This window comes from Flavobacterium bizetiae, from assembly GCF_902804475.1.
Taxonomy (GTDB): Bacteria; Bacteroidota; Bacteroidia; order Flavobacteriales; family Flavobacteriaceae; genus Flavobacterium; species Flavobacterium bizetiae.
Genome location: NZ_CADCSU010000078.1, coordinates 54,968 through 77,474 on the forward strand (window position 1 = coordinate 54,968; position 22,507 = coordinate 77,474).

Sequence of the window (22,507 nt, forward strand, 5' to 3'; positions counted from 1 at the left end):
AATAAGTTTGAAAAAAGCACTCGTAATTATAATCCTATTATTTTCAGTAATTTCATGTAATAAAACCGCTGAAAAAGTTGAAATTAAAGTTACAAAACCAAAAACTAAGAAAGTCGAATTTGGTTTTAATTACGCCGATTTTAATGTTCTTCAAGACACTATAAAAAAAGGAGATTCTTTTGGATCGATCATTCAACGTCAAAATATTGGCGATAAAAAAGTTTACGATGTAGTAGAACAAATAAAAGATTCTTTTAATGTAAGATCAATTCGATACCACAAACCTTACACTATTCTTCGATCAAAAAATAAAACAAACAAACTACAGGTTTTTATTTATCAACCCGATGCTTTGACTTATTATGTAGTCGATTTTCGCGATAGTATTGCCAAAGCTTATAAAAAAATAAAACCGGTAACACTTAAACGTAAAATTATTGGTGGCGTTTTAAAAAGTTCGTTATCTGAAACTTTAGGAAACGAAAGTGTAGAAACAGCTCTTGCCAGCAGAATTACCAAAGTATTTTCATGGTCTATTGACTTCTTTAAACTTAAAAAAGGAGATCGCTACGGATTAATCTTCACGGAACGTTTTATAAATGGCAAAACATATGACGGAGTAGAAGATCTTGAAGCTGCATTTTTTGAATATAAAGGAAAAATCATCTACGCCTTTCCGTTTGAACAAGATACTACTTCAGGAAAAGTAGAATATTATGATGATCAGGGAAGAACGCTGAAAAACTTCTTCTTAAAAACTCCGATTAAATTTAGCCGAATCACTTCAAGATTTACTGCAAACAGATTTCATCCGGTACAACATACCTGGAAAGCACACAAAGGAACTGATTATGCTGCTCCAACCGGAACACCAATTTCTACAACCGCATCCGGAGTTGTAGAAGCAACAGGATATACAGCAGGAAACGGAAACTTTGTAAAAGTAAAACACAACGGAACCTACTCTACTCAATACTTACACATGTCACGAATTTTAGTAAAACGAGGACAACGTGTTACACAAGGACAAACCATAGGATTGGTAGGAAGTACAGGATTAGCAACCGGACCTCACGTTTGTTATCGTTTCTGGAAAAACGGAGTTCAGGTCGATGCGCTTCGACTTAATTTACCAACCGGAGAATCTCTTACAGGAAATAGCAGAACCCGTTTCATGAAACAAATCGAACCTTTGAAAAGAGAATTGGATAGTATTGGTAATTTGTAAGAATAATTCTTTATTTTTGCGTAAATTTTTTTAAAAATATTACACTAAAATAAGTATTCATGATAAACGTAAACAATAAAGAAGACATTATTATTCCTTTTGACAAAATAGGTAATAGTGAATGGAAAGAAAAATCAAGACTAATTATAGAATCTCTGGCTGAGAATTGGAGTAATGAATTAACAGAACCAATTTCAATAGAAGAAATAGAAAATTTAGAAAAACGACTAGGGACAACTCTTCCAAAAGAGTTAAAGTTATTTTACAATACTTTTGGGATTGCTGACATTGGTGAAGAATTGCAAAATTTTGACGATATAATGTGGATCAAAGAACTTTGGAACGAAGACGATTCCTATGGTCCAGAATTCACAGATGAAGATAAAATCTCACTACCATATTTGATTTCATTTAGTGACTGTTTAGGAAATGGCAATATGTTCTGTTTTCATAGCGAAACAAAAGAAATTTACTATTACGATCACGATACAAGACCTTTCATAACAAAAATGTTTAACAATATGAACGACTATATTAAAGGCTGTTTGATTTTTGCCCAAACTGATCTTTTCGGCGATATTGAACAAGAATTAGTTGAAAAATGGACTGAGGAAATCGCAGAAGATTTATTTGGAAAAGACATAGTTAGAAAATGGCATTATTAAAAATTAATTCTAAAACATGAAAAACGCCCGTCTTAAAGCAATTTATAATGAAACTTTTTCAGGTTTAAAACTATTTTACAGAGACACAAATGCTTCTGACGCTTTAATTTCAAATTATAAAATTGGCCAAATAATTCAGGAAAAAGGTTTTACTGACATGAGTTCAATGGGCGGTGGACTTTCTGGCAATTTGAGATATTTAATTGCAAGTGCACATCCTAAGGATTTATCGAAATTCAATCCTGACTCAGCAAAAAATGGTCATTTTCTTTTAGATTCGATTGCCTACTTTAAAGTATTGGACATTCAAAAAATTGGAAACAAAACACAAGTTTTTCTTTTAAACATTCCTGACAATTCGCTAACACTTCTTAAAAATTCATCTTCAAACTTAGAAGAAGAGATTATTGAGAAAGCGAGAAAAAAATTCGCAGACAAAATCAACTTACCTTTAGTTCCGGAGTTACAAACCGAAAAGTGGAAAGAAAGAACTAAATCTCTTATTGGAATAGACGAAAATGGTAAACTATTTTTCGATGATTCTAAAATTAAAGCTGAACCATTAAAAAGAATAGACATTGATATTGCCAAAAAGACAATAGAAGTTAACAAAAAGCCGTGGTGGAAGATTTGGTAAAAATTTTTATTCAAAAAAAACTAAAACAGGAAATGAAAAACATACTCTTTTTAATTCTTCTTTTTAGCATCATATCTTGTCAAAAAAGAACTGAAGCAAAAAAAGTAACTTCAAAACCCAATACTTCTGCAAAACTTTCTTTTGACCAACAGTTAGAATCAATAAAAAAAGCCACTTCAAAAGATTCCGTTTTATCAAATGATATAGATTTCATTAATGATTCTGTTTTAAAAGGTAAATTCAAAGTAGACATTTCAAAATACGAGCTGGAAGCTAAAAAAAAGAACTGCTATCCAATCAGGCTGAAAAGAAAAATGTTTGATGAATTTTATAATGAAGGCTTTCACAATTTAGGAGATATAAACGGAGACAAAAAAGAAGATTCTGTTTTTGTTTTACATGCGCTGAATTATTGCGAAGAAGGCGATTCTTATTATTTTACAGACAATTCAATTTCGCGAATTACTACTGACTCAAATTGTTGCCATCCTTCCAGCATTATAAACATAGGAGATATCAATGAAGATGGAAAAAGCGAAATTGCACAATATTACTCCTCTTGCGCAAGCCGATATAAAGCAATTACGATATACAGCTTAAAAAATAATTCCTGGAAAGAAATCAAATCTTTCTCTTTCGTTTTAAATGACAAATACCTTATTGAAAGAGATTTTAAAAAACTCTTTAAAAAAACATCAAAAAATAATCTTGAATATTACGAAATCAGTGATATCGACGCAAAAGGGAAAATAATTGCATCCTGGGAAAAAATAAAAATATAACATTTTACTTCACCTGCTTTCATAAATCGTTTTCGTAACTATTTGCTATATAATTGTGAACCGATACCCTATTAAAACTAATTTCAGTATTTTTGTTGTTTATAACCACATTCTCAATTAAACAAAAAAAATGGCTTTAAACACAACAAACCCAACCGGGACTGAAGCGTGGAAAAATCTGCAAAACCACTATAACGCAATTCACGAAACTACGATACAAGAATTATTTCAACAAGACAATGCTCGTGTTGAAAAATTCAATTTACAATGGAATGACTTTTTAGTTGATTATTCTAAAAACAATATTAGTCAGGAAACTGTTTCTCTTTTATTAGAATTGGCCAATTCGATTGGATTAAAAGAAGCAATCTCTCAATACTTTGGTGGAGAAATAATCAACCAGACAGAAAACCGTGCTGTTTTGCATACCGCATTACGCGCACCGGAATCAGCAGTAATAAAAGTTGACGGAGAAAATGTAATTCCGGAAGTTTACGAAGTAAAAAACAAAATCAAAAAATTCAGCCACGAAGTAATTTCGGGAGAAAGAAAAGGATATACCGGAAAAGCTTTTACTGATGTTGTAAATATTGGTATTGGAGGTTCTGATCTTGGTCCGGTTATGGCGGTTGAAGCATTACAATTTTACAAAAATCATTTAAATCTTCATTTTGTATCTAATGTAGATGGCGATCACGTAAACGAAGTAATTAAAAAATTAAATCCTGAAACAACATTATTTTTAATTGTTTCTAAAACTTTTACTACTCAGGAAACTTTATCAAATTCTGAAACGATTAAAGAATGGTTCTTAAAATCGGCAACTCAGGAAGATATTGCAAAACACTTTGTGGCAGTTTCGACAAATATTCAAAAAGTAACTGAATTCGGAATTAATCCTGACAATGTTTTCCCGATGTGGGACTGGGTTGGAGGAAGATTCTCTTTATGGAGTGCCGTTGGATTAAGCATTAGTTTAGCAATTGGTTTCGATAATTATAATGATTTATTGAAAGGTGCAAACGAAATGGACGAACATTTTAAATCGACAGAATTCGACGAAAACATTCCGGTAATTCTTGCTTTGTTAAGTGTTTGGTACAATAATTTCTTTGGAGCTGAAAGCGAAGCTTTGATTCCGTACACACAATATTTATCAAAACTAGCTCCATATTTACAGCAAGCGACTATGGAAAGTAATGGTAAAAGTGTTGGCCGTGACGGAAAACCTGTAAACTATCAAACCGGAACTATTATCTGGGGAGAACCGGGAACGAATTCGCAACACGCCTTTTTTCAATTAATTCACCAGGGAACAAAATTAATTCCTACTGATTTTATTGGATTCGTAAAACCATTATACGGAAACGAAGATCATCATGATAAATTGATGTCTAACTTTTTTGCTCAGACAGAAGCTTTATTAAACGGAAAAACTGCAGCACAAGTTCAGGCAGAATTTGACAAGCAAGGTTTAGCTCCAGAAAAAGCATCTTATTTATTGCCTTTTAAAGTTTTTACAGGAAACAAACCAACCAACACCATTTTAATTCAAAAATTGACACCAAAAAGCTTAGGATCTTTGATCGCTTTATACGAGCACAAGATTTTTGTTCAGGGGGTTATCTGGAATATTTTTAGTTTTGATCAATGGGGAGTAGAATTAGGAAAACAGTTAGCGAATTCTATTTTGGATGAAATTAACACTAAGACGGTAAAAAATCACGACAGTTCGACTTCATTTTTGTTAAATCATTTTTTGAAGAACAAATAAGAAGCTAAATAAAAAATTCACAACAAACTGAAACGCCTTAATTTAAGAAAAATTAAGGCGTTTTTTCGTATAAATACCACTCGAAATACCCCTAAAACGCTGATTATTGCAAGTTTAGCACTACAAGACTATGCAAATCATTACGATTTTAACAAAATACTATCCCAAAAAATCAAAAAAACGTTATTTTCTTTAATGAAAAAAGAAAAAATCATTTTAATGCTCAACAGATTAGATAAAACTTATTTTTCTTAACATTTTGATAACACTATCTGATTTAATTGTTATAATTTTGCCAAAAACAATAAACTAATAACAAATGAAGACAATGAAAAATTGGTTACTCACTGGACTATTGTTCATGATAGTTTCAACCGCATTTTCTCAAGGAAAAATTACAGGTATGATTACCGACGGAGTTGGGTCATTACCGGGAGCAAACGTAGTGATCAAAGGATCTACGACTGCAACTTCTACAGATTTTGACGGTAAATTTACCTTGAATGCAACAACTAGTACAGGAGAAATCGTTATTTCTTTTTTAGGTTACGAAAACAAAACTGTTAAATTTTCAGTTTCTGGAGGATCAACTAACTTAGGAACAATCGTTTTAACTTCTAATTCTAACGAATTAAGTGAGATTGTTGTAAAAAGTTCAGTTGTCGATATTGCAAAGGACAGAAAAACTCCTGTAGCAGTTTCTACAATTAAAGCTGCTGAAATTCAGGAAAAATTAGGAACTCAGGAATTTCCAGAGATCTTAAGAAACACTCCTTCAGTTTATGTTACTAAATCAGGTGGTGGTTTTGGAGATTCAAGAATCAACATCCGTGGATTCAACCAAAATAACATCGCTGTTATGATTAACGGTATGCCGGTTAACGACATGGAAAACGGTTCTGTTTACTGGAGTAACTGGGCAGGTTTATCTGATGTAACATCTGCAATGCAGGTTCAAAGAGGTTTAGGAGCTTCTAAACTTGCTACTCCATCTGTTGGGGGAACAATTAACATTGTGACAAAATCTTCTGACAAAAAAGAAGGTGGATCTTTCGCTTCAGGTTTTGGAAATGGAAGAAACTTTAAAATCCAAGGTTCATACAACACTGGAAAATTAGACAATGGCCTATCTGCTTCTATCTTGTTATCTCAAACAATGGGAGATGGTTATGTTGACGGAACTCAATTTGAAGGTTCTAACTATTATGTTGCTTTAGGATACAGCAACAAAAGCGGAAAACATGATTTCCAACTTACTGTAACAGGTGCGCCACAATGGCACAACCAAAGATCTACAATATCTACAATTGCTACTTACCAACAATACGGACGTAATGGCGAGCCAAACATCAGATACAATGCTGATAACGGATATTTGAATGGTGAAGAATACAACATCAGAAAAAATTACTACCACAAACCTGTTGCATCTTTCAACTGGGATTATAAAATCAACGAAACAACAAAACTTTCTTCTGTTCTTTATGCTTCTATGGGACGTGGTGCAGGAGCTAGCGCAAGTGGAGGAATTAAAGGAAAAGCATACAGCGATGTTGTAGCTTTTAGAAGACCTGATGGTTTAGTAGATTACGATAAAATCGTAGCTTACAACTCTGGTACACCAGTAGCTATTGCAGGTTTCCCTGGACTTAGCCAAAGACAACAAATTGGTGGAGTTTACCAAAACAGCTCTTACTTTAATACAAGTTCAAATATTGTGGATTATAACCCACAAACTAACGTTAATACTTCTGGTATCTCTCAAACTTCATCTATCAACTCTCATGACTGGTTTGGTGCAGTAATCAACTTAAACAAAAAATTATCTAATACATTAACTTTAGATTTTGGTTTTGACGGAAGAACTTACAAAGGATACCACTATACAGTTTTAAATAACCTATTAGGTGGAAATGAGTATTATGATAATTTTATCGCTGATCAAAAACCAGTAGGTAGACATTTGACTACAACTTACGATACAGATGTTCAATGGAATGTTTTCAAAAAGACAGACTATGAGAAAATTTCTTTCAACAGTACTGGTAATGTAAAATGGTACGGTGTATTTACTCAATTAGAGTACGCTAAAGATAATTTAACAGCTTTCGTTCAGGGAGCTATATCTCAACAAGGTTACAAAAGAGAAGATAACTTTGTATACAAAACAACAGATCCGTTATCTTCTACTCCTTACAAAAACATCACTGGTGGAAACGTAAAAGGTGGAGCTAACTACAACATCAACGAGAAACACAATGTTTACGCTAATGCTGGATACTACTCAAGACAACCGTTCTTTAACTCAGTTTATCCAAACAACAGATCTACAGTAAACCCTAACCTTACTAACGAGAAAATCACTGGATTTGAAGCTGGATACGGTTTCCGTTCTAAATTCTTTAACGCTACAGTAAACCTTTACAACACTACCTGGAATGACAGATACTTAAGAGGTAATCCACTTACTGCAACACCAACTATTCCTGCAAACTCAACTTATACAGAATTCGTAGGACTTAACGAAGTTCACTCTGGAATTGAATTTGAAGGTAGTTCAAACATTACTGAAAGATTAAAAATTACAGGTATGTTCTCTTACGGAATTTGGGAATACAAAGGAAATGCTACTGTAAATGCTTACAATCAATCAGACAACACACCAGTTGTAGGATACACTGCAGCTACTGTATACATGGATAAAGTAAAAGTAGGTGATGCCGCTCAAATGACTGCATCTTTAGGAGCTTCTTACGAAGTTCTTACAAGAGTAACTGTAGATGCTAACTACAACTTTAATGACAAATTATATGCTGGATTAAACCCGGTAAACTTTACATCTGCAACAAACAAAGGAGCTTTAGAATTACCTTCTTACGGTTTAATGGATGCTGGTTTCTCATATAAAATGTTAACTGGTAAAAACAAAGACAAATCTGTAAACTTCAGATTAAACGTAAACAACGTTTTTGATAAAATTTACATTGCTGAGGCAAGAACTAACATCTTTGCTGATGATAATCTTCCTACAACTAGTCCAGCATTACCAGGTTCAAAAGGAACTTATGCTTCTAACGGAATGCTTTATAATGGAGTTGCTAACGTGAACACTGTATTCTTCGGATTTGGAAGAACATGGAACTTTACACTACGTTACGATTTCTAATATTTAGAATCTAAATAAATACCAAAAAACGGCATTGACTTTTAGTCTAATGCCGTTTTTTTTATGCCTTTTTTGCTATATTTGTTTTAACAAAAAAATTAATTTATGTACCATTTTCTACAAAAATTCCATTCTGGCTGGGCTTATTTAGCACTATTGCTTTTATTAATTGCCGTTGTAAATGCCATTATTGGAGTAACTTCTAAGAAGGATTTTACAGCTAAGGATCGTAAAATTGCATTGTTTGCTTTAATTGGAACTCACACGCAATTATTGATCGGAATAATACTTTATTTTGTTTCTCCGCTAGGAAAAGCAGCTTTTGGACAAATGTCTAATGCAGAACTAAGATTAACTTCACTAGAACACCCGTTAATCAATATTATCGCTATCATTTTGATCACTATTGGATGGTCTAAACATAAAAAATTAATCAATAGCGAAGCTAAGTTTAAAACTTTTGCTATTTATTACGGATTAGGATTATTGCTTATTTTAAGCAGAATTCCGTGGAACCTTTGGTTCTAAAAACCAATTAAAGCCCTAAAATTATAGGGCTTTTTTTATCTCGGCATATTATTTGTACAAACTCCCCAAGTCTGAAAAAAAATAACCCATGAGAAGTAAAAAAAACATTATACTTACCAGCCTTACAATAACTTTTTTAAGTTGTTTTACTTATGTCATAAGTCAAACAAAACCAGCAACAGAACAAAAATCTAAAACCTCCCAGGATACAGTAAAAGCTGTAAGACCGGATATACTTGCGATACCAACCGATTCTGTTTTTACTGATAAAGGTTTAAAGTTAAAACCCTATAAAAAGAATGCACACGCTTCTTACTACGCTGACCGTTTTAACGGAAAGAAAACAGCAAGCGGCGCCCGATTTAGCAATAGTAAATATACCGCAGCGCACAAAAAACTCCCATTTGGTACAAGAATAAAAGTAACAAATGAAGCAAACGGAAAATTTGTCATAGTGAAAGTTACAGATCGTGGTCCGTTTGTGAGAACAAGAGAACTTGATTTATCGAAAAGAGCTTTTATGGAAATCACCAAAAACAAAGGAAGCGGTGCTATGAAAGTAACAATTGAAACTATAGTAGAATAAAAAAAATCCCGTTTCGAAATTTCGAAACGGGATTTTCTTTTTAAACAAACTTTCTAATGCTCATGATGATTCCGGTGTGAATTCCTTCGTGATAATTATTAAAGTCTAATGCTCCATCTATATTTTTGAGGGTATAACCCAGACTTGTTGTATACTCGTGATAATTTACAAATATATTATTGGCAAAATCTTGCTGGGTTTGGTGTAAAGTTGTAGAAAGTAAGGTTCTGATTTCGTCAACTTCGGCTTGCGAAACATCACCTTCTGGCTTGGTTCCTTTTTTGTATTTTGCTATAAACTCATCTGAGGCCATGGTTGGTAAACCTGATAATTTATAGATTAAAACCTGTTGCGAGGAAACACAATGCGCAATATTCCAAATGAGATTATTACTGAATCCTTGTGGAATTTTATTTAATTGTTCTAATGAATGATGGTCTAAAACCTTTAAGAGAATTTCTCTAATGGTTCTCTGTACTTCAAAAACTGAATTCATAATTTTATTTTTTTTCTAAAATTAGGCATTTTTCAGTTTTAAATGAATTTTCTTTGTAGTCTCTTAAATTTAAAAATCATGAATAAAATATACTATTTAGCTTCTTGCGACACGTGTCGAAAAATTATTAAAAGTTTGCCAAAGGATAATGATTTGGTTTTTCATGACATTAAACAAAATCCTATTACCGAAGCTGAACTTGAAGAAATGTACAAACTTGCCGGAAGCTACGAGGCTTTGTTTAGCAAAAAAGCGCAATTGTACAAATCGATGGATTTAAAAAATAAGTCTTTGACTGAGGCGGATTATAAAAAATACATTTTAGAACATTATACATTCATCAGTCGTCCGGTTTTTATTATTGATGAAAAGATTTATATTGGCAATACACAACCTGTAACCTTGCAGGTTCAGAAAGCTTTAGAAAAATAAGAAGCTTAAAGTTGTAATGAATCCGGGTTTGCGTTAGGGATAGAAGCGAAAATCCTTTTTTTGAGCTTTTTCTGCTCAAAAAAAGATTGGGAGTGAATAGCCCGGGCCGGAGGCAACGCCCAAATTAAAATTCTGGTTATAAAAAAGTTAGCCGCGAATTTAATTATTGGGAATTCAGTGTTTTTCTTTTACTACAGATTAAAATGATTTTATAGATTTTATCAATCTGTGAGAATCTTTTTAATCTGTGGCAAATTTTAAGCTCAACAAATAATTGGTGCAAATTCGTGAAATTCGTGGCGAAAAAATCTTAATCTAATAACGGTTTTAACAGATTAGTTATTTACAACCCAAGACTGCAAAGTTTTATTTATCTTTGCGCCTTTATACTCAATTATATGATACAATCTATGACAGGGTTTGGCAAAGCTTCTTTGCAATTGCCTACAAAAAAAATTACCGTTGAAGTAAAATCTTTAAATAGTAAAGGTTTGGATCTGAACGTAAGAATGCCGTCGCTTTATCGCGAAATGGAATTAGGTTTAAGGACTCAGATTTCTACAAAACTTGAAAGAGGAAAAATTGATTTTGGGATTTACATTGAAAGTACTTCTGAACAAACTTCGACTAAAGTAAATGTTCCTGTTGTAAAAAACTATATCGCACAGCTTAGAGAAGTTTATCCTGGTGCTGATGAAACTGAATTAATGAAAATGGCCGTTCGTATGCCTGATACGCTAAAAACGGAACGCGAGGAAATCGATGAAAACGATTGGGAACAAATTCAGGTTATAATTGAGGAAGCGCTTCAAAACATCTTAACTTTTAGAAAAGACGAAGGTGAATCTCTTGAAAAAGAATTTAACTTGAGAATTGGAAATATTCGCCAATATATGAACGATGCCTTGGCTCTTGATCCGGAACGTGTTCAGGCTATTAAAGATCGTTTGCAAACGGCAATATCTGAATTGAAAGTGAATGTTGATGAAAATCGTTTCGAACAGGAATTGATTTATTATTTAGAGAAACTGGATATTACTGAGGAAAAAGTTCGCTTGACGAATCATTTAGATTATTTCTTAGAAACTATAAAGGGAACTGAAGCAAATGGTCGTAAATTAGGTTTTATTACTCAGGAAATGGGTCGTGAGATCAATACAATGGGTTCTAAATCGAATCACGCTCAAATGCAGAAGTTGGTGGTGATGATGAAGGATGAATTGGAAAAGATTAAAGAACAGGTTTTGAATGTGCTTTAAAAAAGCAATATGCTTTAAGCTATAGGCTATAAGCAGAAATAAAAGCATCAAATTAAAGTTTAAAGCGTAATGCTTAAAGCCTAAAGCATATATTAATGAACAAAGGAAAATTAATTGTTTTCTCAGCACCTTCGGGATCAGGAAAAACAACTATAGTAAAACATTTACTAGGGAAAGAAGATTTAAATTTAGAATTTTCGATCTCGGCGGCTTCACGCGACCCACGCGGAGAAGAAGAACACGGAAAAGATTATTATTTTATTTCGTTGGAAGAATTTAAAAAACACATTAAAGCCGAAGATTTCCTGGAATGGGAAGAAGTATATCGCGATAATTTTTATGGTACTTTGAAAGCCGAAATTGAGCGTATTTGGGCTTTAGGTAAAAATGTGATTTTTGATATTGATGTTGCCGGTGGATTGCGTATTAAGCATAAATTTCCGGAGCAGACTTTGGCTGTCTTTGTAAAACCTCCAAGCGTAGATGAATTGAAACGCAGACTAAAAGAGCGTTCTACAGAGAGTGACGACAAGATCAATATGCGAATTGCAAAAGCTTCTGTAGAATTGGCAACTGCGCCTCAGTTTGATACGATCATCAAAAATTACGACCTTGATACTGCTAAAGAAGAAGCATATCAATTGGTAAAAGCTTTTGTAAATAAAGACTAGAAACTTCATAAAATCAATACTTTTTTAGAAAAACAGCCGTTAGTTTTGATGTAACCGCTATTAATATCTGTATTATGATTAATTTATTTGAAATAAAAAGAAACGAAAATTATCTGAGCATCATTATTCTTGTGATTAGAATATCGATCGCAACATTAATGATTTCTCACGGACTATCTAAACTGAATATGCTTATTGCCGGAGGTGACATTCAATTTCCTGACCCACTTGGAGTAGGAAAAACAGCGTCTTTGACTCTTGCGGTTTTTGCAGAAGTTTTATGTTCGTTCTTTCTTTTTATTGGTTTAGCGACAAGATTGGCTACATTGCCATTAATAATTACAATGCTGGTTGCGGTATTTGTTATTCATGGTGCTGACCCAATGGATGTAAAAGAAATGGGAATTTTATATTTACTGTTTTATGTACTTCTTTTGGTGACCGGAAGTGGTAAATTCTCTATTGATTATTTGATTTCAAAAAAGAATCGTTACTAAGTTATTTTAATACCACAGATTAATTTGAATGTATTAATTACGATTTGAATTATGAAAAAACCTCTTTTATGAAGATAGGCCTTTATTTCGGAACTTATAATCCCATTCATGTTGGCCACTTAATTATTGCCAATCATATGGCAGAGTTTGCCGATTTAGATCAGATTTGGATGGTGGTAACGCCTCATAATCCGTTAAAGAAAAAATCTACCTTATTAGACGATCATCAACGTTTGGAAATGGTGCATTTGGCAACAAAAGATTATCCAAAAATTAAGCCGTCAGATATTGAATTCAAATTACCTCAGCCTAATTATACGGTAAATACTTTGGTTCATTTGCATGAAAAGTACCCAACTCATGACTTTTCATTAATTATGGGCGAAGACAACCTGAAGACGCTTCATAAATGGAAAAACTACGAGGTACTTTTAGAACATTATGAAATTTATGTTTATCCAAGACTCGAAGACAAAACAACCGTTAATCTTCTCGAAGAAGAACAGCCGAATGCTTTGAAATCGCATCCTAATATTCATATTATTGATGCTCCGGTTGTAGAGATTTCCGCAACATTTATTCGAAAAAGCATTAAGGAAGGAAAAAATATTCAGCCTTTATTACCTCCAAAAGTTTGGGAATATATTGATCATAATAATTTTTATAAGAAATAAAACAAATAGCCTCCAGCAAAAACTGGAGGCTATTTGTTTTCAAAAAATCATTCCGTTAGGAATGTCTGCCCGGTAGAATTAAATATGAATTACGAATTATACGTTCCATCGGAACGTTTGATATTGGCCAATTTGTTATTCCATTAAAACAAGTGTCCCTACGGGACACATCGAAAAACAACATATTTTTCTACCAACGAGATATTCCTACGGAATATGATTACGCAAAAAAGCCTGAATTTACATTCAGGCTTCTTGTTTTATGCTTCAACATTAATATCACTCTTAACTCGTGATCTAATATCACTTAAAGACTGATCTACTAAAAGTTTTCCATCTCTGAAAACTTCTTTCAATTCACCTTGTTTTTCTTCGTCCCAAGAAACATTATCGGTTAAATGATATACACCGTCGATTAAATCGATTTTCATTAATCCTTTAGCCGATTTTTTAGTTCCGTCATCTGTAATCGGATCTTTAAAAATAGCTCTTCCTTCGCCATCCACTTCTCCGTAAGTTGCTTTCATAGCAAAGCCAAAAGTATCTCTGGTATTGTATTGATATGTAAAAGAACCAATTCCTAAAACAACGTTTGTAGAAGCAAATCCTTTTTCTTTTAATCGTTCACAAATTTGAGTTGCTCTTGCAACTGTAATACTATCGCCGTAAATAGCCCCAATTTGAGGTATAAGCTCTTTATATCCTTTTGCATTAGTTGTACCTCCAAAAACATCCCAAAGCAACTCAATTACACCTTTCTTTTCCTGTTCTGTTTTTCCGTTTGGATTTCCGCAGATAATATCCACCGGATCGCCACTATCAGGGCGGATCACGACTTTACCTTCTCTGGCAACAATATCTTCTTTTAGACGTGGTAAATAATCGGTTAGAACTTTCCATAAATCCCAGGTATCAGAAACGATAGAGACAATTCCTCTTGGATAAACTTCTGTCACTAATCTTTTAAACGTTTCACATTCGCCTTCGGTAGTTCCCATACACATCACAGAATGCTCTGTTGCAGCAACTGAACCTGCGATTAATTCAGTATCAGAATTGGCATTATAATATTCTTCGAAAAAGTCAATAACCGGAATTGTATCAGATCCTGTAAAACTTAATAAATGTCCTGCTGCAGAAGTTATCGCCGCTTCGATTCCGCCCATTCCTCTCATAGAGAAATCATGCGCCTGCCAATCTACAAACTCAGGAACAGATGAAGTTTCATCAGCGTATTTGTCTAATACTTTTCTGTATTCTTTGGCGATTGTAGCCGAGTTACAAGGCAACCAAACCACAGCAGAAAGTAAGGTTTCGAAATAATTCGTTAACCAGAAAAATTCAGGAATGGTATTGTACATGGTAAACATTGGTACTCTCAACGGCACGCTTGCTCCTTCTGGTAATGCTTTAAAAACCATTGGGATATATCCTAAATCGTGCAGATCTTCGATATGCTTTGTACCAACTTGGTTTTCGCCTAAATAATTATTGATTCGACGAGCGTATTTTTTTACCACTTCTTCTTTTGGCTGTTTGAAAAAATAGGCATCAAAATCATGAATGATATATTTCTTGATAAAGTATTGTAATCCAAAAAAGACTACTTCATCAAGACCTTCGATTCTTGATTTTCTTGGTGTCCAGTTAGAATATACTAATGTTGTTTTGTCAGGGTATTGTCTTCTGTGGTCAACTTTGTAACCGTCGGTTAATAGTAGTGGGTTCATATTTTTTTAAATTATTTTTTAACTTTTATACATCGTATCAGAATTCTGAAATCGGTTTTAAATTTCCTAACTCCATCTATTTTATCGAAACTCTTAAAAAGTTTCGGCAGGCTAATTTACTTATCTAAAATATATCTTGGCTTATTTATTTCTTCCTTTTTCTTCCGGATAAAAAGATTGCACCACATCACTTTGCCAAAATGCTTTTGTTTCGACATCAATACAAGTTAACTTACCGTAAAAACCTGCTCCGGTATCAATATTCCACACATTACAGCCCTGCATTGGAATTTCAACATTATAATGAAGCGTTGGTGTATGGCCAATGTAAATTTCATTAAAAAGCAATAATCTTTTTGGGTACGAAAGCGAATCTTTCCGGATTCTTTTATCCATCGTTAAAGCCATTTCCCATAAAGTTCTGTCCCAGGAATAATTCGTTTTATAATGTTCTTTCTCCGGACCGTGCATCGAGGAAAAACCGGCATGAATAAACAAATTGTTATTTTCGTCTACATAGTAATCTTTCATATCATTGAAAAATTGACGATGCTTTTCTTTTTCCAAAAATTCAATATCAGCATAACTTTCTATTGTCGATTTTCCTCCGTGTAAAAACCAAATATCATTTATAACATCATTTTCCAGCCATTCCTGACACCAGGCATCATGATTTCCTTTTATAAAAATACATTCCTGTTTTTGGGATAAATCAATAAGAAAATCAATTAATTGTTTTGATTCGCTCCAACCGTCGACATAATCTCCAAGAAAAATAAATCTGTCACTTTCTGAATAATCAATTCTTTCTAACAACTGAATTAATGCTTTTAATCCGCCGTGAATGTCTCCAAAAACTAATGATCTTTTCATCAATTAAATTTCACCTTTTAGTTTGTACATAATATCACTTCTTAAAACATACTTTATTCCTGAAATCAAAGCTGCTCCTTCATGACGTTGGCTATGTTCAAAAATAAGCGCTGTTCCGGTTTTGGGCATAATAATTTCACCCGAAGCAAATTTTGTTTCTCCACCTTCATAACTATCATTTAAATAAATGAGGAATGTGTAATAACTATATTCAGATTCACTGCGTTTATAACTTCCGTCACGGTGCATTTTAAAACGTTGACCCGGATTATACTTGTAAAATCTGAACATTTCATTTAATCCAATGGCAAAACTGTTTCCGACTTCAGACTTAACATGAGGCTGCAATTTTTGCCATAAAAAAGAGGCATAGTCAGCGTCTTGATACATGATACGTTCATTATTACGTACCATTTTCATCATTTTCTGTGCTCCGTCAACATTTACTCCAGCTTCTTCGAAGCCAATTTGTTCACTTTTCTCTATTAATTCATTACATTCATCAACAGTAAGAAAATTGTCGATCGTATAAATTTCCAGTGTATCATTAATAATGTTTAGCATAATTATACATTTGAATTAATTAAACTTATTATCCAGAGCTGTATCTAATTTTATCAGAAAATCTTTCCCGAATTTATCATTCTCTAAACCTTCATACAAAAACAAAGGCAACGTTTTATCACAATTTTCCTTATGACTTAAAATCGCCATACATAAAGCCGCAACAGTATCTGTATCTCCGCCATAACCTATACTTGTTTTCAGGCAATCGCTCATAGAAGTGGCTTCAGAAACTATTTTAATAACAGATTGTGTGGTTGGATATCCGTGCATATCAATTGGAGAAGTAATCTTGTAAGTTTCATTTTCCTTCAGCGTTTCATTCAAAAATGCAATCAAAGTCGATCCATCTCCTAAATTGTATTTAAAATAATGAACTGCCAAAGCGATACGTTTCGCACAACTAATCCCTTCGATTGTATGATGAGAAGTCTTTGCCTGAATTTCGCAAAACTCCATCAATTGCTCTATGTTTTTTAGATAACCAATAGAATACGCTCGCATTGCAGAACCGTTTCCGTTACTCCCGTTATCAATTATTTTAATAAAATCAGATCCATTTTTACTGGCATCTAAAGCATTATAAACCCGATCTGAATATCCTCTTCTTTTATCCCTGTGAAAAACTTCTACAAATTTATCTGCGACTTTAATCTCGTTCCAGTTATCATCTTCTAATAGCAATTCTGAAATTGCGATTGCCATTTGAGTATCATCTGTATATCTTTTATAAATCTCCGTGTATAGTCCGTGTTTATGATACTCAGTTAAATTGTTATTTTGAGTAATAAAATCTAAATCACGAAATTCAAAACCTGCACCGTATGCATCGCCTATTGCTGCTTCTAGTATCATAATTAGTCTTTTGTTTGTTAATTTGAAATACTTATAACTTTATGATTTAAATTCGATATATTTCGCCGGAACCTCATCTGTAAGCCAAACATTGTTTTCAGACAAATAAAATTTAAATCCGTCTCTGTGCATGGCACCGCTTCTAACGGTTAAAATTTCTGGAACACCGCGTCTGCTTCCTACTTTTGTCGCGGTTTCTTTATCTTTTGAAAGATGTACGTGCTGACGGCTCATTTTTTTCAAACCTTCTTTCTGAATGTTATCCATAAACTTTCCAACGGTTCCGTGATACAAATATTCTAAAGGTTCTGTTTCGGCCAGATTCAATTCAACCGAAATGGAATGTCCCTGACTTGCACGTATTTTAGTTTTATCCTCGTTATACGCAAAACGTTTTTTATCATTGTTTTCTACGACGTAATCTAAAAGAACAGCATCTAGTTTCTGTCCTTTTTTAGAACATTTTAAAATTAATTCATCTACATCTGCCCAGCCATTTTCGTCTAGTTTTAATCCTATTTTTTCTGGAGAATGTCGAAGCACTAAGCTTAGAAATTTACTCACTGTTTTTGCTATATTTTCATTCATTGTTTTAATTTTTTAACTTTAATGATAATTGTTCGCACAAATCATTAATATCATTTTTTCTTGCTATTGCTGATATCCATTTATCAGGAATATTGTCAACACCATAATACATACCCGCCAAACCTCCAGTAATTGCTCCAGTCGTATCAGTATCTCCACCCAAATTCACTGCTTTTAAAACAGTTCCTTCATAGGAGTTCCAATTTAAAAAACACCAAAAACTAGCTTCTAAACTATGTAAAACATAACCTGACGAATGAATTTCATTTTCAGGATAATCTGCTATATTATTTTTCAAAATCCTATCAAACAACTGAATTTCAGAAGGATTAAATTGCTTATCACTTAAAAAGTCAGAAACAATCTTTTGCATATTTTTATACGCTTCTACTTTATCAGTGCCTTTTAAAATTTCTAAACAAAAAACAACGTAGACAAAACAAGCAAATACTGAACGAAAATGAGCATGAGTTATAGACGAAACTGCTTTTAATTTTTTATAAACAACTTCGATATCTTTTTCATTTTGAAGATAAAAAACTAAAGGTAAAATTCGCATCAAAGAGCCATTACCGTTATCTTTTTCTTCAAAACCTCCACATAATTCCGGTTCATGTCCTTTTGCGATGTTATGAATTGCATTTCTTGTTGCGATTCCAATATCAAAAACTTTACCGTGTGGAGTCCATAATTCTGTACTATACCATTTTACAAAATTTCTGGCAATGTCTGATAAATCATATCCTTTGCATAAACTTTCGGCTAAACAAAAAGCTAAAGAACTATCATCGCTCCAAGTTCCTGCGGGTTGATAATGAGTTCCAAAACCAATCATTTCAGAAACAGGATTTTCTTTTAAATGGGATCTTGAATAAAACTCAACCGGAACACCCAAAGCATCTCCAACTGCCAAACCAAACAAAGCGGATTTAACTTTATATTCAAAATCACTTTCTATTATATCATTATAAATTTTGAAATTTTCATCATCAAAACAAACAAAAATGATTTTTTCGAATTGCTCTCTGTGCTCAGAAATAGAAATCATATTAATTGCAATTTCTGCGGCTAATTCTTTAGGGAATTTATATATGCCTGTACTTATATTAGGGAAAGCAATCGTTTTGATATTATTTTCAACCGCTAATTCCAATACACTTAAATAACAGCATTTCAACAATTCCTCTTCAAAATTTTTACCATCATTCCAAACCGGACCAACGGTATGAATTACATATTTTGCTGGTAAATTTCCAGCGGTTGTAATCACGGCATCTCCAACTTTACAACCGCCTTGCTTATTTCGAATTTTAACACAATCATCTAAAATAGCTTTTCCTCCTTTTCTATGAATTGCACCATCAACTCCTCCTCCTCCAAGCAAAGACGTATTCGCTGCGTTTACAATTGCATCAACTTGAATTTCGGTTATATCAGCCTTAATGATTTCTATTTCCATCATTCAAATTATTTTAAATCATCCCTAACTTCCATCAAAGCAAATCCTAATAAATTCAAGCCTTTCCATTTTGCAGGATTCAAAACATCTTTGTGATCACCAGCCATACCAATTCCCCAAATCGCATCGACCGGACTAGCTTCTACAATAATTCTGTCGTTTGTATTTAGTAAAAAAGTTTTTAGCTCAGGATTCTGACTGAATTTATGATAATTCCCTTCTTTTACAATTTCATATCTGGCGGCTAACCAAAGGGTTTCATTATAATTCTTTACTTCTCTTCCTAACTTTTTGGCTTCGGCAGGGGATTTTGCCTGAAGGATTCTCGGTAAGATTTCATCATCTTTAAACAATTCGGCTTTTTTGGCCATCATCCAGTGTTCGGCGGTTTTATAAGTTACTTTATCTACTTCAAAAGAACTTAACCACCATTGGCTGAAACAGGTTTTAGAGATACTTCCGTCTTTATTGGGTTGGTGTCCCCAGAAAAATAAAAACTTACTTTCAGGGGCTATATTTTCTATATTGTATTTCATTTTTTCTATTTATTAAAACAAAGAAGTTAACGGTTTAAAATCTTTAGAATCGGGTGAAAATGATCCGTAGATATTGGTAAACTCGGTTGTTAGTTTTTCAAACTCAAAATCCACTTCAATCTGATCCATACAAGTTACGACCAGATTTCTTTTTGCGTTTAAGCTATAAGCTGCGTCCAACTTTAAACTATAATTTAAAAGATCATAATCTAAATCGCCTGTTCGCAATTCCTTCTGAAAGTCGTTGTAAACACAGGTTTCTTCTTCGTTATTTTTTAATTGTAATTCTCTTTCGTTACTCATCCAGCCACTTCCGTGTCGGGTTGCATAACTTCTGGTTACATAATACATTTCGATATTTTCGATTTGTAATTTTTGACAGATTTCGTACGCATTTTTTGATGTTGTATTGGCGTACGTTACATTCGGGAAAACACCGTGATCCATGTCGAGTAAAATTCCCTGGCTTCCTTCGAAAATAAGATTCTCATACTTTTCTAAAAAGCTGTAATCGCTGATATTCCATTTTATTTGATCAACAACTTCAAGAAAATGATTTACTTCTTCGTTGATTTCACTTTCGTTTAGAAAACCATAATAATACGCGATCTTTTCTAGTTTGGCTACCAACATTTGCTTTGGCGCAATCAAATCTATCGCGAATAATTTGTACTGGCCTTCATTGCGTTTCATTGTGGCTCCAACTCCTTTGCCACAAGTTCCGTGATCTAAGTTTCGAACATTGTTTCGGTTTTGCCAAACATCAAATGGTGTTGTAATTTTGGCCAAAGGATGAATATGAAGTGTTGTATTTCCGCCTTTTTCCTCTAATTCTACTTTTTCATTAAATAAAAAAACAGGATGAATTGTGCAATATTCGCTATAATAAGAAGGCAAACCCCGAAGCGCTCCGCTGGCAAAACTCGAATGAACGTGCTTTTTATCACCAATCATTACGGTATGTGCTGCTTGCTGTCCTCCTGAAAACCGAATAACTATAGATTCAGGATTTTGCTTCGCCAGAAAATCTGTTGTAATTCCTTTTCCTTCATCACCAAATCCTAAACCTATAACTATTTGTGCTGTTTTCATTCTGTTATTATTATTATCTCGCGAAGTCGCAAAGTTTTTTTAAAGCATATTAATACGATATCTTTAAGTAATCTTAAATCATCAACTCTTTAAAACTTAACCTTTTTTATTCAAATCTTTGCGTCTCTGCGACTTTGCGAGCAAATTTACTTTTGCTGAGAAAAAGGTTGATGTTTAATCTCCCAGAGTCCCAAAACTTTATAGCATTTGTATATTATCTAATCCGTCAAGCGGAGTGGTTCCTAAACTCAATCCTGAACCTTTATGTTTGTCGCAAATAATCTTTGTAATGATATTCGGGATTTCTTTGTGATCAAGTATTGATATACAATTTTGCCCCAACAATTCTTTCCATTCTGTATCTGCATGACTTGCTGCATCTGAGTATTTCACGCTAATATGATACACTTCATAATATCTTTGAGCTTCTATCAATAATTCGCGATGCGTAAAAGTGTGTTGCCCTGAACCCATAATTTCTTTAACTGCTGAAGCCGGAAGTGTTTTTAATCCAGGTTCATCACCCACGGTAAACAACAATCCTTTTTGACCTCTTTTTTCGAAAGCATCAGTTTTGGTATGAAAAGCGGCAAAATACCAGGCTAATAAATAACTTTCACCTGCATTTCCTCCACCCCCGCCTTCAATATACGTTCTGGTTAACCACATATCCAATTCTTCATCGCCAGACTCAAATTGTCCTGCCTGAAGCGGAAATCTATCGCATTCATGATCTCCGATTCCTAAAAACAAAAGTGCCGGATCCGGAACGCCGCCCTGAATAATCCCTCCCATTAATTTTGGAAGTCCTTCTTTGATTAATTCATGCGGAATATGTCCCATACTTCCTGTAACATCCAATCCTAAAATAATTGGAACTGTATTAGGGTGAACTTCAGAATCTCTGGCTTCTCTAAACGTAACACCGTTTGGATTCATAGATTCATGTGCTAATCCTATCTGGTTTTGCACGAATATTTCGCTTGCAGATTTAAATCCGTAACCTGCATCTTTTGCTCTGCTTGAACGAGCGCCTAAGTCATATCTTGTACCTCCCATAACTAAAATGTTTTACCAAATAAATATTCGAATCTCTTTTTTGTCACTTCAAACTGAATGTTTAAATTCCTGAGGGTCAATGACAATTCCATATCTCTTTGCACAAATGCTTCGGGTTGAAAATCAGCAAAAGTCAAACTGTTTTTATCGAGCGGACTAATATCGATAAGTCCTTCTTGTTCTCTTTCTAATCTTTTTATTTTTAGTTCAATATCTTCAACTCGGCGTCTGTAAATTAACTCAGAATCCTCACCAATTGTTTTGGCTCTGTCTTCTCTAATCTGATCATTGTTTCTTTTTAAAGACTCAATGAATCTTGGTTTTAAATCATCACTCATGGTTTTTATGGTTTATTG

Annotated in this window: 24 protein-coding genes; 13 read left to right on the forward strand and 11 right to left on the reverse strand. The window is 33.6% G+C overall.

Annotated elements, in window-relative coordinates; translation table 11 throughout:
- Positions 1-7: 7 nt before the first annotated feature.
- From FLACOL7796_RS09240 to FLACOL7796_RS09275, 8 genes are all read left to right on the forward strand, one after another.
- Entirely contained in the window at positions 8-1,228 is a 1,221-nt protein-coding gene (locus FLACOL7796_RS09240) for a peptidoglycan DD-metalloendopeptidase family protein (protein WP_173970513.1), read from the forward strand.
- A gap of 59 nt (positions 1,229-1,287) precedes the next feature.
- Positions 1,288-1,893: an SMI1/KNR4 family protein gene (locus FLACOL7796_RS09245; protein WP_173970514.1), complete on the forward strand. Its 606-nt coding sequence runs from the start codon at positions 1,288-1,290 to the stop codon at positions 1,891-1,893.
- Positions 1,894-1,909: 16 nt separating this feature from the next.
- Positions 1,910-2,530, forward strand: coding sequence for a hypothetical protein (locus tag FLACOL7796_RS09250; RefSeq protein WP_173970515.1), 621 nt, complete (start codon positions 1,910-1,912; stop codon positions 2,528-2,530).
- A gap of 32 nt (positions 2,531-2,562) precedes the next feature.
- Positions 2,563-3,312: a hypothetical protein gene (locus FLACOL7796_RS09255; protein ID WP_173970516.1), complete on the forward strand. Its 750-nt coding sequence runs from the start codon at positions 2,563-2,565 to the stop codon at positions 3,310-3,312.
- Positions 3,313-3,442: 130 nt separating this feature from the next.
- The gene (gene pgi, locus FLACOL7796_RS09260) at positions 3,443-5,086 is read left to right on the forward strand and encodes a glucose-6-phosphate isomerase (protein ID WP_173970517.1); all 1,644 of its coding nucleotides are present in this window, start codon (positions 3,443-3,445) and stop codon (positions 5,084-5,086) included.
- 319 nt (positions 5,087-5,405) lie between these two features.
- Positions 5,406-8,252, forward strand: a complete 2,847-nt coding sequence (locus FLACOL7796_RS09265; protein WP_173970518.1) for a TonB-dependent receptor — start codon at positions 5,406-5,408, stop codon at positions 8,250-8,252.
- A gap of 105 nt (positions 8,253-8,357) precedes the next feature.
- Positions 8,358-8,780 carry a hypothetical protein gene (locus FLACOL7796_RS09270; protein ID WP_173970519.1) on the forward strand — a complete coding sequence of 141 codons (423 nt, stop codon included), beginning with the start codon at positions 8,358-8,360 and terminating at the stop codon, positions 8,778-8,780.
- Between the two features lie 88 nt (positions 8,781-8,868).
- Complete coding sequence (locus FLACOL7796_RS09275) at positions 8,869-9,366, forward strand: septal ring lytic transglycosylase RlpA family protein (RefSeq protein ID WP_173970520.1); 498 nt, start codon at positions 8,869-8,871, stop codon at positions 9,364-9,366.
- Between the two features lie 40 nt (positions 9,367-9,406).
- Here the strand turns inward: FLACOL7796_RS09275 and FLACOL7796_RS09280 are convergent, their stop codons facing one another.
- Positions 9,407-9,862, reverse strand: a complete 456-nt coding sequence (locus tag FLACOL7796_RS09280) for a DinB family protein (RefSeq protein WP_173970521.1) — start codon at positions 9,860-9,862, stop codon at positions 9,407-9,409.
- A 78-nt stretch (positions 9,863-9,940) separates the two neighbouring features.
- Between FLACOL7796_RS09280 and FLACOL7796_RS09285 the strand changes: the two genes are divergently transcribed.
- From FLACOL7796_RS09285 to nadD, 5 genes are all read left to right on the forward strand, one after another.
- Complete coding sequence (locus tag FLACOL7796_RS09285) at positions 9,941-10,294, forward strand: arsenate reductase family protein (protein ID WP_173970522.1); 354 nt, start codon at positions 9,941-9,943, stop codon at positions 10,292-10,294.
- Positions 10,295-10,692: 398 nt separating this feature from the next.
- Positions 10,693-11,553, forward strand: a complete 861-nt coding sequence (locus FLACOL7796_RS09290; protein WP_065448735.1) for a YicC/YloC family endoribonuclease — start codon at positions 10,693-10,695, stop codon at positions 11,551-11,553.
- Between the two features lie 95 nt (positions 11,554-11,648).
- Complete coding sequence (gene gmk, locus FLACOL7796_RS09295) at positions 11,649-12,224, forward strand: guanylate kinase (RefSeq protein WP_173970523.1); 576 nt, start codon at positions 11,649-11,651, stop codon at positions 12,222-12,224.
- 74 nt (positions 12,225-12,298) lie between these two features.
- A complete protein-coding gene (locus tag FLACOL7796_RS09300) occupies positions 12,299-12,721 on the forward strand; it encodes a DoxX family protein (RefSeq protein WP_173970524.1) in 423 nt (140 codons plus the stop codon).
- 68 nt (positions 12,722-12,789) lie between these two features.
- Positions 12,790-13,395, forward strand: a complete 606-nt coding sequence (gene nadD, locus FLACOL7796_RS09305; protein ID WP_173970525.1) for a nicotinate (nicotinamide) nucleotide adenylyltransferase — start codon at positions 12,790-12,792, stop codon at positions 13,393-13,395.
- 260 nt (positions 13,396-13,655) lie between these two features.
- Here the strand turns inward: nadD and FLACOL7796_RS09310 are convergent, their stop codons facing one another.
- The 10 genes from FLACOL7796_RS09310 to FLACOL7796_RS09360 all read right to left on the reverse strand — a co-directional run bounded on the left by FLACOL7796_RS09310 (position 13,656) and on the right by FLACOL7796_RS09360 (position 22,489).
- Positions 13,656-15,125 (reverse strand): nicotinate phosphoribosyltransferase, encoded by a 1,470-nt coding sequence (locus FLACOL7796_RS09310; RefSeq protein ID WP_173970526.1) that lies wholly within the window; start codon positions 15,123-15,125, stop codon positions 13,656-13,658.
- Positions 15,126-15,266: 141 nt separating this feature from the next.
- Complete coding sequence (locus tag FLACOL7796_RS09315; RefSeq protein WP_173970527.1) at positions 15,267-15,998, reverse strand: metallophosphoesterase family protein; 732 nt, start codon at positions 15,996-15,998, stop codon at positions 15,267-15,269.
- A gap of 3 nt (positions 15,999-16,001) precedes the next feature.
- Positions 16,002-16,562, reverse strand: coding sequence for a 2OG-Fe(II) oxygenase (locus FLACOL7796_RS09320; RefSeq protein ID WP_173970528.1), 561 nt, complete (start codon positions 16,560-16,562; stop codon positions 16,002-16,004).
- Between the two features lie 15 nt (positions 16,563-16,577).
- Complete coding sequence (locus tag FLACOL7796_RS09325) at positions 16,578-17,417, reverse strand: ADP-ribosylglycohydrolase family protein (RefSeq protein WP_173970529.1); 840 nt, start codon at positions 17,415-17,417, stop codon at positions 16,578-16,580.
- Positions 17,418-17,456: 39 nt separating this feature from the next.
- On the reverse strand, positions 17,457-18,005 hold the full coding sequence (locus tag FLACOL7796_RS09330; protein WP_173970530.1) for an RNA 2'-phosphotransferase: 549 nt from the start codon (positions 18,003-18,005) through the stop codon (positions 17,457-17,459).
- A gap of 4 nt (positions 18,006-18,009) precedes the next feature.
- Positions 18,010-19,467 (reverse strand): O-acetyl-ADP-ribose deacetylase, encoded by a 1,458-nt coding sequence (locus FLACOL7796_RS09335; RefSeq protein WP_317168336.1) that lies wholly within the window; start codon positions 19,465-19,467, stop codon positions 18,010-18,012.
- Positions 19,468-19,472: 5 nt separating this feature from the next.
- Positions 19,473-20,000, reverse strand: a complete 528-nt coding sequence (locus FLACOL7796_RS09345; RefSeq protein WP_173970531.1) for an NADAR family protein — start codon at positions 19,998-20,000, stop codon at positions 19,473-19,475.
- 12 nt (positions 20,001-20,012) lie between these two features.
- Positions 20,013-21,092 carry an adenylosuccinate synthetase gene (locus FLACOL7796_RS09350; protein WP_173970532.1) on the reverse strand — a complete coding sequence of 360 codons (1,080 nt, stop codon included), beginning with the start codon at positions 21,090-21,092 and terminating at the stop codon, positions 20,013-20,015.
- 198 nt (positions 21,093-21,290) lie between these two features.
- Positions 21,291-22,151, reverse strand: coding sequence for an NUDIX hydrolase (locus FLACOL7796_RS09355; protein WP_173970533.1), 861 nt, complete (start codon positions 22,149-22,151; stop codon positions 21,291-21,293).
- Between the two features lie 2 nt (positions 22,152-22,153).
- Positions 22,154-22,489, reverse strand: a complete 336-nt coding sequence (locus FLACOL7796_RS09360; protein ID WP_173970534.1) for a hypothetical protein — start codon at positions 22,487-22,489, stop codon at positions 22,154-22,156.
- Between the last annotated feature and the right edge of the window lie 18 nt (positions 22,490-22,507).